The organism is Flavobacterium sp. WC2509 (assembly GCF_052683105.1).
Genome location: NZ_JBQZFG010000001.1, coordinates 2892995 through 2905453 on the forward strand (window position 1 = coordinate 2892995; position 12459 = coordinate 2905453).

General features: G+C 32.5%; 8 protein-coding genes. 5 read left to right on the forward strand and 3 right to left on the reverse strand.

What is annotated here, in order from left to right; translation table 11 throughout:
* Nucleotides 1-74 precede the first annotated feature (74 nt).
* Nucleotides 75-1322: a type IX secretion system plug protein gene (locus tag ACUN3A_RS12075; protein WP_445551540.1), complete on the reverse strand. Its 1248-nt coding sequence runs from the start codon at nt 1320-1322 to the stop codon at nt 75-77.
* Nucleotides 1323-1647: 325 nt separating this feature from the next.
* On the opposite strand from ACUN3A_RS12075, the gene gpmI reads away from it, so the two are divergent.
* On the forward strand, nt 1648-3165 hold the full coding sequence (gene gpmI, locus ACUN3A_RS12080; protein ID WP_445551541.1) for a 2,3-bisphosphoglycerate-independent phosphoglycerate mutase: 1518 nt from the start codon (nt 1648-1650) through the stop codon (nt 3163-3165).
* A gap of 76 nt (nt 3166-3241) precedes the next feature.
* Here gpmI and ACUN3A_RS12085 read toward each other — a convergent pair whose 3' ends face one another.
* A complete protein-coding gene (locus ACUN3A_RS12085) occupies nt 3242-4495 on the reverse strand; it encodes a DUF445 domain-containing protein (RefSeq protein WP_445551542.1) in 1254 nt (417 codons plus the stop codon).
* Nucleotides 4496-4702: 207 nt separating this feature from the next.
* On the opposite strand from ACUN3A_RS12085, the gene map reads away from it, so the two are divergent.
* The 4 genes from map (at nt 4703) to ACUN3A_RS12105 (ending at nt 9867) form a co-directional block, all read left to right on the forward strand.
* A complete protein-coding gene (map, locus tag ACUN3A_RS12090; RefSeq protein ID WP_445551543.1) occupies nt 4703-5521 on the forward strand; it encodes a type I methionyl aminopeptidase in 819 nt (272 codons plus the stop codon).
* A 134-nt stretch (nt 5522-5655) separates the two neighbouring features.
* A complete protein-coding gene (locus ACUN3A_RS12095) occupies nt 5656-6030 on the forward strand; it encodes a GxxExxY protein (RefSeq protein WP_445551544.1) in 375 nt (124 codons plus the stop codon).
* 46 nt (nt 6031-6076) lie between these two features.
* Complete coding sequence (locus ACUN3A_RS12100; RefSeq protein ID WP_445551545.1) at nt 6077-6841, forward strand: class I SAM-dependent methyltransferase; 765 nt, start codon at nt 6077-6079, stop codon at nt 6839-6841.
* Nucleotides 6842-6960: 119 nt separating this feature from the next.
* Entirely contained in the window at nt 6961-9867 is a 2907-nt protein-coding gene (locus tag ACUN3A_RS12105) for a DEAD/DEAH box helicase (RefSeq protein ID WP_445551546.1), read from the forward strand.
* Between the two features lie 78 nt (nt 9868-9945).
* Here ACUN3A_RS12105 and ACUN3A_RS12110 read toward each other — a convergent pair whose 3' ends face one another.
* Nucleotides 9946-12339 carry a DUF5916 domain-containing protein gene (locus ACUN3A_RS12110; protein ID WP_445551547.1) on the reverse strand — a complete coding sequence of 798 codons (2394 nt, stop codon included), beginning with the start codon at nt 12337-12339 and terminating at the stop codon, nt 9946-9948.
* Nucleotides 12340-12459 lie beyond the last annotated feature (120 nt).

Sequence of the window (12459 nt, forward strand, 5' to 3'; positions counted from 1 at the left end):
TGAGCTAATTAAGTGCTGTTTGCTGGCAAATCTACAAAAAAAATGTATACTCTTTTAAATTTTAATAAAGTTTTCTAATTTGTTATGTTTAAGGAATTTGCTGCTCCTTTTCCAACCACTCTTACATACCGATCCACGCTTCCTTTGTAGTAAACTAATACGGTATAATCATTTTCAGTTTGATAAAAATTTCCGTCAACCGCATTCTCTTGATCGATGATTCCTTTGTTGTTTACTGTGACGTATTGGTAGTTTGTAAATCCTTGTTTGATTAAAATAGCTTTCTCATAAAGACCGTTTTTAGTATTGAAATCCATTTTGAATTCTGGTGTCATACTGTAATTGTTAAACATCCCTACTATATAAACAGAAGAATTCGGATTTGTTAGCGGTGATGATAAGGTAAAGTAAACCCAAGAATAATCAGATTCAATTTTATAATTTTCGCCATCTATTTTTCTTTCGGTAAAATTTCCATTAACATCGGAATAGTTGGAGTAAGGAAAACTAGTTTTGGCGTTATTGGTAAATAAATGCGTATTGTAAATTCCATTATCAGAATTTACATAGCTTACATAATTATTAGCGTTTTTAATATCTTTTGAATCGAAATTTAAAAATTCATTACCCGCCCAAAATTGAGTTTCTTGGTCGTATTTATAAATAAATACATTACCTAAATTGTATTGAGGCACAATGTTTTTAATAGCGGTGTTGAAGTTAGCGTTTTGTAACAGTACAACTTTTAGATTTTGCGTTGGATTTTGTAAAAGAAAATCATCGGTGTTAATTTCGAAATTCAGATTGTGTTTCGAATAAATGTTCTTAACGGTACGCGGTCTTCTTATTTTTACAGCAACTGACACACTATTTTCATATAGTACAAAATACCTTTTTAGAACTACTTCTTTATCAGAATTTAAAATGGTCAACACATAATTACCGCTTAAAAGTAATTTTGTGTAATTGTTCGGGATTGATAATTTGTAATGCGAAAAAACCTGTAGCGTATTAAATGAGTTTACATATTCTTGAATTTTTTGACCATCAAAACCTGATAGGTATTCACTTTTTGGAATGTCAGTTGGAGCCCAATTATAGTCACAATGTGTAATTTCATAGTAGTAATCGGCTTCATTGCCAAATAGATCATCAAACTGAAAATCAAATGATTCTCCTAGCTTGAAAATTGGAACTACATTTTGACTATTTTGAATAAAAGAAGCAGTTTTGATATTATAAGGAGGCGCTATTTCAGTTTGCACTTGGGCGTTGGTCGTTAAGTAGAAAAAAGAAAGTAATACTACGAAGGCTGTTTTCATTTTAGAATTGTGTTCATGAACTGTAAATATACAAATTAACGGAAGTTTTGAATATATATTTGAATAAGGGGGGATGCTAAAATAAATAGAATTTTAATTTGATAGTATTTTTTCAGATTACTTTGTTGCTCCTTTTGGTAACTAAGAATTGGTTTTGAGACTTTAAGTTTCTGTTTTTGAAAAATAACGAATCTAACATAGATATGGTCACTTTTTACAACACAATTTTAGGTATTTGTTGCACTTTTATTTTTTATATGCAATAGTAGTTTTGAACAACTTCTATTTTTTGAGAAAGCTTTATCTTTGCAAAAAATTTCACACCATGAACAAGAAAGTAATTTTAATGATTTTAGACGGTTGGGGAAAATCTCCTGATCCGAAAGTTTCTGCAATTGATAATGCAAATGTTCCGTTTATAAATAGCCTATATACAAAATACCCAAGTGCACAGCTTCGTACTGACGGTTTAAATGTTGGTCTTCCAGAAGGACAAATGGGTAACAGCGAAGTAGGACACATGAATCTGGGGGCAGGAAGAATTGTTTACCAAGATTTAGCCAAAATTAATTTGGCTGTAGCCAATAAAACTCTTGCGAAAGAACAAGTCTTAATTGATGCTTTTACTTACGCTAAAGAAAATAATAAAAAAGTACATTTTTTAGGATTAGTTTCTGATGGTGGAGTTCATTCACATACTTCTCACTTACGCGGATTAATTGATGCTTCTCAAGAATACGGATTGGACAAAGTTTATATTCATGCATTTACTGATGGGCGTGATGTGGATCCAAAATCTGGAAAAGGATACATTCAAGATTTACAAAATTATATCAAAGATACACCTGTAAAAATAGCCTCTATTATTGGTCGTTATTATGCTATGGATCGTGACAAACGTTGGGAACGCGTTAAACTCGCTTATGATTTAGTAGTAAATGGAGCAGGAGCAAAAGCTTCAGATCCAGTTGCTGCTATTGATGCAAGTTACCAAGCTGATGTAACTGATGAATTTATTGCGCCAGTAGCAATAGTTGACAATAATAATGCTCCAATTGCAACTATTGAAAAAGATGATGTTGTTATTTTCTTCAACTTTAGAACTGATAGAGGACGTGAATTGACGGAAGCATTATCACAACAAGATTTCCATGAGCAAAACATGCATAAATTGGACTTGTATTATGTGACGCTTACTAATTATGATGAAACTTATCAAAATGTAAAAGTGGTGTACAACAAAGATAACATTACAGAAACATTAGGTGAAGTTTTGGAAAAAGCAAACAAAAAACAAATTCGTATTGCAGAAACAGAGAAATATCCTCACGTTACTTTCTTCTTTTCTGGCGGAAGAGAATTACCTTTTATAGGAGAAACTAGACTTTTAAGAAATTCTCCAAAAGTTGCCACTTACGATTTACAGCCAGAAATGAGCGCTTTTGAATTGAAAGATGCTTTGGTTCCTGAATTGAATAAAGGGGAAGTTGATTTTGTATGTTTAAATTTTGCTAATGGTGACATGGTTGGACATACAGGGATTATGAGTGCAGCAATAAAAGCTTGTGAAGCTGTTGATGCTTGTGTAAAAGAAGTTATCGAAGCTGCTCTTGCAAATGATTATACAACAATAGTTATTGCAGATCACGGTAACTGCGAAACAATGATCAATCCTGATGGTTCTCCAAATACCGCTCACACGACTAACCCAGTGCCGATTATTTTGGTAGACAAAGACTTAAAAACTATTCATGATGGAGTTTTAGGAGATATTGCTCCAACTATCCTTGATTTGATGGGAATCGAGCAACCGGCAGCAATGACTTGTCATTCATTACTATAATTTTAAAAAAGCGAGTTAATGCTTTTATAAATAGACTTTAAATCGGGTGCGAAATTAATTTTCCGCACCCTTTTTTTTAGACAAAATATAGCAAAAGGCAATCGAATGCATAGATCAAAAGTCCAACCAAGCCTCCAACAAGAGTTCCATTAATTCGTATAAATTGAAGATCACTACCTATTTCCAGTTCTAATTTTTTTGCAACTTCATTAGTGTCCCAACTTTTTACAGTAGAAGAAATTAATTCGCCAATCATTTTTTTATTATTGATAAGTACTGACAAGACATCGTTTTTGATAAAGTCATTAATTTTAGCCATTAATACGGCATCATTCTGTACTCCTTTACCAAAATTTTGTGTCATATTAGCAATACTATTTTTAATAGAAGAGTCTTCTTTTAGTGCTAGATCATTTTCAATAGCCGTTTTTATTTCTGCCCAAATTCCACTAATATAGTCTTGAACTTCTTCCTTTTTAGCAAAACCAATAACCAAAGCATTGACTTTTTGTTGCATTTCAGGCGATTCTCTAAGTTCTTTTATAAATTGCAATACATAATCGTTTACTTTTTTTCGAATAGCACTGTCTTGCATACTTGCTTGTTCTAGAAAATCATATAATCCATTAAAAACACCTTCAGTTATTTTTTTATCGGCCAAGCCAAAAGAAAGAAATGGTGTTGAATTTTTGACTTTCTCTTGTATTAAATGTTTGTTGTTTTCTAATTCGATAATAAGCGTTTTCAAAACATTGGTTACTAAGACTTCTTGTTTTTCGCTTTTCGCTAATGATTCTAAACCAAGAGCAATCCATTCACCAAAATTTAACTTACTTAATTTTGAACTAAATTGGGTTTGAATAAACTGCTGTACTTCATTATCATCTATGGTTTTTAAAACTCTTGGAATCACATTGTCAACAATTAAACCAGCAACCAGATTCGCATTTTTTCCATCAATTAACCAATCCGAAGCTTTTATAGCTACATTAAATTGTTCAATTTTTACTTCTAATTTTTCACGAGTCAAAAATTCATCCGAAACAAAACTTCCTAGATTCTCACCAATCTTGTCTTTATTACTCGGAATCAAAGCCGTGTGCGGAATCGGAATTCCCAGCGGATGTCTAAATAATGCCACTACAGCAAACCAATCAGCAATACCACCTACCATTGCGGCTTCGCTAAAAGCTTTCAACCAAGCTATTTCGTAAATATTAGAAAAAATAAAAAGGACTACTGCAAATCCCAAAAGGATAAATGCATTTCTTTTCATTTTTGCCAAATCACTTTCTTTCTTACTATCTTCTTGATTTACGGGTACATTCATAACTAATAAATTGATTTATTGCTAATTTACGACTATCCTTTAAAATTAAACCGCAAAGCTTGGAAAGAATATCGCAAAGTTTACAAAGCTTTGCGGACATTGTGACTCTCCTTTGCTGACTTTACGGTTAAACTAAAAATTAAAACAAACTCAACACAAAAGAAATAATTTTAAAATTGTACTTTTGCAAACTGAAAATTCGAAAATATGATTATTCAAAAAACCCGTGAGGAAATAGAATTAATGCGCGAAAGTGCGTTGATCGTATCAAAAACATTAGGGATGATTGCTTCTGAAATAAAAGAAGGAGTTACCACATTATATTTAGACAAAAGAGCCGAAGAATTCATTCGTGACCACGGAGCTGTTCCTAGCTTCCTTGGACTTTATGATTTTCCGAATTCATTGTGTATGAGTCCAAATTCTCAGGTAGTACACGGAATTCCAAATAACAAACCATTAGAAAGTGGTGATGTTATTTCGGTAGATTGTGGTGCTTTTAAAAATGGTTTTCACGGAGACCACGCTTATTCTTTTGAAATTGGTGATGTCGCTCCAGAAACTAGAAAATTACTTCAAGTTACCAAAGAATCTTTATACGTTGGAATCCGCGAACTAAGAGCAGGAAACCGCGTTGAAGATGTTGGAAACGCTATCCAAAAATATACTGAAGCACACGGCTATGGTGTGGTTCGAGAACTAGTTGGTCACGGCGTTGGACAAAAAATGCACGAAGACCCAGAAATGCCTAACTACGGAAAACGTGGTCGCGGAAAGCTTTTAATCGAAGGGATGGTTGTTGCTATTGAGCCGATGATCAACATGGGAACCAAAAACATCAAACAGCATAAAGACGGTTGGACAATCACTACTGCTGACGGAAAACCATCTGCTCATTTTGAACATGATGTTGCTATCATTGATGGGAAACCTGAGATTTTATCGACTTTTTATTATATCTACAAAGCTTTAGGTATTGTGAGTAATGAAGAAGATGAATTTAGAAAAGTGCCGTTGGTTGTTTAAAACACAGATTTCACAAATTTTCACAGATTATGTAGAAAATATATGAAATCGAATCATTTTTATGTCATAATTTAAATTGTAGTATATTTAGGCCAATATTCAAAGATTAACTTAAATATAGTACAATTTAAAAAATGGAAGAATTTTATCTAAAGGAAGAAACATTCAAAATAATTGGAATTTGTATGGAAGTCCATAAAATTCTTGGCAAAGGTCATAGTGAAATAATTTATGGCGATGCATTAGAATATGAGTTTAGAAAAAATGAAATCCCTTTCGAAAGAGAAAAAAAATATAACATTACTTATAAAGATATTGTTCTACCACATCACTACTTTTCAGATTTTGTAATCTTCGAGGAAATTATCCTAGAAATAAAAGCAATTCAAGCGCTCTCAAGTAGTGAAATAAAACAAACACTTAATTACCTTGCTGCATCAAAAAACAAAATCGGCTTGCTAATCAATTTTGGAGAAGACAGCTTGAAATACAAACGAATCATACTATAGATTAATCTGTGCAAATCTGTGAAATCTGTGTTTAAATTTTTATCAAATGAAATCTGCGTTTAAACTTATACTCAATACAATCCCTCGTCCTTTATTAATTAGACTGAGTTATGCGGTTCGTCCTATTATTGCTTTTTCATTAAGAGGAGATAAATACACTGATCCTATTGATGGAAAAAGTTTTAAGTCAATGTTGCCTTACGGGTACGAAACACAGCGTAATAATGTGCTTTCGCCAAGTACGCTTTCGTTGGAAAGACACCGTTTGCTTTGGTTGTATTTGAACGAACAAACCGATTTTTTTACGGCTCCCAAGAAAGTATTGCATTTTGCACCGGAACAGGCTTTTTATAAAATGTTTCGCAAGCAAAAAAATCTTGATTACACCACAACAGATTTATTTTCGCCATTGGCGGATGTAAAGGCGGACATTTGCAACTTGCCTTTTGAAGACAATCAATACGATGTTATTCTTTGCAATCACGTATTGGAACACATTCCGGATGATACTAAAGCAATGCAGGAATTGTATCGTGTTTTAAAACCGGGTGGAATGGCAATTCTTCAAATTCCGCAAGATTTAAAAAGAGATGTAACCTTTGCAGATGATTCTATTACTGACCAAAAAGAGCGTGCTAAAATATTTGGTCAATACGACCATGTACGTATTTATGGGCGTGATTATTTTGACAAACTGAGAAGCATCGGTTTTACCGTTATTGAAGAAGATTATACGAATAAAATAGCTCCCGAATTGGTAGAAAAATATTGTTTGGCAAAAGGCGAAATCATCCCCGTTTGTTTTAAATAATTATTTTACAATAAGTTAAAAACTTATATAGATTCCACAAATTTACACAAATCAATAGGTGCAAATTTGTGGAATTTGTCTTTTAAAGAATCTAACAACAATCAAATACCTTTTTACTTTTGGAAACTAAAAATTCCTATCAGTTCTGTTTTGATATTAGTTTTGAAAAAAGACTAAACACGCATATTCCGACTGCTTATATTGTTGGACATTCTGAAGCCATAACTTATCTAGAAAAGAAAGCGAGTCCCGAAGTTCTTCAAAGTTTTGGAGTTATTTTTGAAAATTTAGACACAAACACTAGAAAAGTTTTATCTCTTTGTGAAGCGCTCAAACCTGAAGTAATTTTTAAGAAATTTAGCAAAAACAGTAAGTCATCCAAAAATATTGAGGATTTATTGAAAGACAGCAAACTGGAATTTGGTATAAGGCAATTTATAAAAACTAATTTAGAACAATTTTATGCTTTAGTTTCTGAACACGATTTTCCACTATCGTTGAATTTAGGAAAAGAAAAAGATTTTCGTATTAGTAGAATTGCTACTAAAAACCAAACATTGGAAACCAGTCTTGAATTCGATAAACACGAAGACGGAATTTCATATACATTACTTTTAAAAGAAGATAAAACAACATTTTATCCATCAAACACGTCTGTAACCTTACTATTGGACGAGCCTGGATGGTTAGTTGCGCATCATAAATTATATCTTCTAAAAGATATCAACACTAAAAAAATTACTCCTTTTTTGAAGAAGAAAACCGTTGAAATCCCTTCAAAATTAGTTTCTGAATACTTTGAAAAATTCATTAAGGATGTGGTAAAAAAAGCAGATATCAAAGCCACTGGATTTGCAATCGAACTCAAGGATAAAATAACTTCGTGTTCGCTTCAATTGACACACGATTTTTTTAAGAACACCTATTTTATTAATCTTTTATTCGATTATAACGGTTTCAGTTTTGATAACAGTAAACCTAAGAAAATCCATTCCGAAATAGACACTCTCAATTTGGATGAAATCAAAGTTATTCAATATAAAAGGACAGCCGAAGAAGCATTATTTGAAAATAAATTATTAGAAATCGGCTTAATTAAAACTGAAAATGGATTGTTTGGGCTTTCGCCAAAAGTAGAAAATAAAGATCCGTACGCAACGCTTCAATGGATAATAGAAAATCAGGAAATTCTCGAATCTTCGAGTTTTTTGGTTAAAGATTTAAAAATTGACAGCAAGAAAATTGACACTCACAAAGTGAACATTCAGTTCTCGAATGAAATAAAAAGCGATTGGTTTGACATCAAAATGATAGTAGTCTGCGAAGCATTTGAATTTAGTTTCAGTGAAATTATTGAAAACATAAAAACCCGAAACCGACTCTTTCTTTTGCCTAATGGAAATTACTTTTTAATCCCGATTGAATGGATGACGCTTTACGGTCCAATGGCAAAACTGGCAAAAGTCCAAAATGGAAATCTTACTTTACTCAAAAGTAATTTTGCTGTCTTGGAAGACATTCCAGAGTTGAAAGGTTCGATAAATTTAAAAAGTGATATTGAATACCAACCTTCATCTTTAGTAAAAGCAACTTTGAGACCATACCAAATTGAAGGAGTCCAATGGCTTTTGGAACATTACAATAATGGATTGGGCGCTTGCTTGGCCGATGATATGGGATTGGGTAAAACACTTCAAACCTTGACCACACTGGTTGCAGTACAAGAACAATTAGATTTTGAAAAAGCCGAAAACGTTCAACTCGATTTGTTTGGAAACGAAATTCCTGTTGCCAAAGAATACTTAAAAGCATTGATTGTTCTGCCGTCATCATTAGTTTTTAATTGGTATAACGAAGCTCGGAAATTCACACCGCATTTCCGCAGAGTGCAATACATTGGGAACGACCGAAAACTGCTTTCGAAAAAACTGGAAAAATATGATGTAATTTTTACGAGTTACGCTGTCGTTTCGAGAGATATTTCTATTTTGGAAAAACACAATTTCAGGTATTTAATTTTGGATGAAAGTCAATACATCAAAAACAAAAACTCTAAAATTTTCAAGGCAATCAACCAAGTAAAAGCCAGTCATAAAATATCGCTGAGCGGAACTCCAATAGAAAATTCCCTCGATGATTTATGGTCGCAAATGCAATTTATCAATCCGAATATATTGGGGAGTTATTCCTTTTTTGCTGAAAATTATAAATTCCCAATCGAGAAAAAACAGGACGAAAACAGTTTATTGGAACTGAAAAATCTCATTAGTCCTTTTATTTTACGTCGTACCAAAGAACAGGTTTTAAAAGATTTACCGGAACTTTCCGAGCAGATTTTCTATTGCGAAATGGAACCTGAACAAGAAAAATTATACGAAGAGGAAAAGTCCAAAGCCCGAAACTCGCTATTAAAAACTGATGGTTCTGGAGTTGATAAAATCAACATCATCAATACGTTGATGCGTTTGAGACAATTGAGTAATCACCCTAGAATGATTGATTCCAAGTCCGAAATGGATTCGGGGAAATATATTGCCGTGACCCGATATTTGGAAACTTTGGTACAATCCAACCAAAAAACGATTGTTTTCAGTTCGTTTGTTTCTAATTTGGATTTTTATAAAACTTGGTGTAAAGAAAACAAAATTGATTTCTGTGAACTTACGGGAGAAACTCCTTTGAAAGAAAGAGAATATCAACTCAATCGTTTTCAGGAACAGGAAAAACCTTTGTTATTTTTCATCTCTTTGAAAGCAGGTGGCGTCGGACTTAATATCACTAAAGCTTCGTACGTAGTTTTCTTGGATCCCTGGTGGAATCCTTTTGCGGAAAAACAGGGGATTGGCCGAGCGCATAGAATTGGGCAATTAAATAAAGTAAATGTGATTCGGTTTATATCGAAAAATACGGTCGAAGAAAAAATCATTCGCTTACAGGAAAGCAAAAAACTATTAGCTGATTCTCTTCTAGACGAAAATTATATAGGTGCAGAAATTGAAGAGAATTTAGATTTTATTTTGGAATAATACCTTTTTATAATTGAAAATACTTAATTGATATTTCGATGAAGGATAAATTATTATAGCTAGTTTTAAATAATTGAATTAGAACTTATTTTTTATACTATTGTAATCAATATAGTAGCGGATACTGAGAGAGATGATATTCGTTAAATTACTATTGAAAATATCATTTAAATTGCTTGAAATATTTTTTTCTACTTGATTTGTTTCTTCTAAAGCATAATTGCGGTACAATACAATCATTTCGCTGCCTGGGGCAAACCACCATGAATAGGAGAGGTCTAAATTCCAGGAATTTAAATTTCTGTTTTTGTTGAGGTTGTACCCTGAATTTGGGGTTGGAATTCCGTTGTTTTGCAAAGTAAAGAATTCGTGGTTGTCAGCATAAGACCAATAATAACGGACATCAAGGTTTAAGGCCATTTTGTTTGTTAATGCAAATTTACCAGTGATTACATTTGAGAGAATTTCTCTTCCTCTTTCTGCAAAGACAATGCCAGAATCGTCATAGCCAACGAAGCCTCGATCATTTTTTTTGTTAGTATATTCTGCAGCGTATTCTAACGAAAACTGATTGTTGAATCGGTATTTTGGATTAATGTATAGGCCATAGTTATGTCTGTTTTCTTCGTCATATTTGGTAAAAGAAACGGTGGCATCTATTGTAAAGGCATAGTTTCTATTTGTTTCAAATCCAAAGTAGGAAGATAGCCTTTTTGGAACAGCTACATAGCGGCCATAAACTCGAGGTTCGTAAAAATCATAAGTTTCGCGAGGGGTATAAAGTAATGAAAATTCATAATAAGTGTTACTCAAAGTTGACGCTTCTATGATGGTTTTTAAATAGTTTTCTTGAATTTTACCCGTTGTATTTTGAATTTCCAAGTTAGCTTCTTCAGTTATTTTGAATTTATTAAAAGTCTTTGTAGGATTCAATATTCTATAACTCATATTTGCGTAAGCATCATGGTAATTAATGTAGTAAATTAGTCCGAGATCATTGACATCATAATTCTCGGAAATGTATTTTCCTGAAACTTCATATCGAATTTTTCCACTTGTTTTTTCAAAATTTAATGTAGTTTTATAACCATCATAATCTTTATATGTTTTTATAGAGCTGTATTTGAAATCGCCATTTAAGCTATAACTGTTTTTTTTCGTGTTTAAGTCAAATAGTAATCCAGTAACATTTGCGTCTCTAAATTCACCGTTACGAATAGTATTTGTATTGATAAAGGTTACAGATGAATTTTGATTAAAACGTTGGTCTAATACAACGATGTTATTGTTTGTTAGTGGTTCAATAACTTCTTTTCTAATTGTAGAAGTTATAGTGTCTTTTATAGTTGCGTATGTTTTTTCAGTGACAGCATTCAAAAAACCAATTCCTAATCCTTTTTTGGTACGACCTGATATTTTTACCGCATTGATTAAATTTACGGTAGTTGGATAATCGGTAATTTCTTCATTTTCTTCAAGAGTAGGTTCTGTACTTGGTAATCCTCCAATTCTTCTGGAATAGAATAGGTTTCCTTTGGAAAATAATTCAGTTCCTTCGGTAAAGAAAGGTCTATTTTCATCTAATTGTTGTTCGAAAGGTTCTAGATTTAAAATTGCATTGTCAAATTTGGTCTGGCCAAAATCGGGAACTAAAATGGCATCTAGTGTAAAAGCATCATTAATGCCATATTTAATGTCTAAACCTCCTTTGAAAGTGTTCTCTGATTGTGTATTGTCTTTTTGATTGTAAAACGAAGCATAAGGTATAAAGAATAACCTAGTAGGTGTTTTAATGTTTTCGATTCCTTCTAGTAATCCGTTTTGAGTGAGTTCGGCTCCAATTTTAGCGTCGATTAAATTCCAAGAGTAAACCTGTACATCGCGTTCTATGTTTCTTAGAAAATTGATGCTCCAGGTTTGCTTGTCTGAATTAGGAAATCGTATGGCGGCATAAGGAATTTTCATTTCTACAATCCAGCCATTATCTGTTATAATCGATTTACTGTCCCAAATAGCGTCCCATGAAAAATCTTTATTGTCTTCTGTTGCTATACAATCTAATTGGACACCTGCTGCTGTAACATAAAATCTAAAATCTTGTTGTCCATCATTAAAACCATTGATGAATACAGAAAAATAATCGCTAACTCCAAAGGTATCTCTATTGGTAATTTCTTTTTTTATTTGGCTTGGATTTTCATCATTCATTATAGCAGCTATATAGACTGCATCGTTGTCATATAGAATTTTTACAACTGTTTTTTTGTTTGGGTTAATGAGTTTCCCGTTATCAGGTTGATACATTACAAAATCAGTTGCAGTCTCGGATGAGTTCCACGCTTCTTCAGTTAGTTTACCATCAATCGAAATTTTAGACATAATAGAATTCGCACGGATTGTCTTTTTTTGACTATGCACAATAGCACTGCATAGAAGCATTAAAAACATAATGAGATTTCGATCTATAATCATGAAAAAGTGTCGTTTATAAACAAAAATAGGAAAAAATATTACAAAAAAAATGTTTTATTCTTGTTAAAAAACCGACAAACCGTTAAATTTTATCGATAAAATGCTTTTGCCATTTTGATA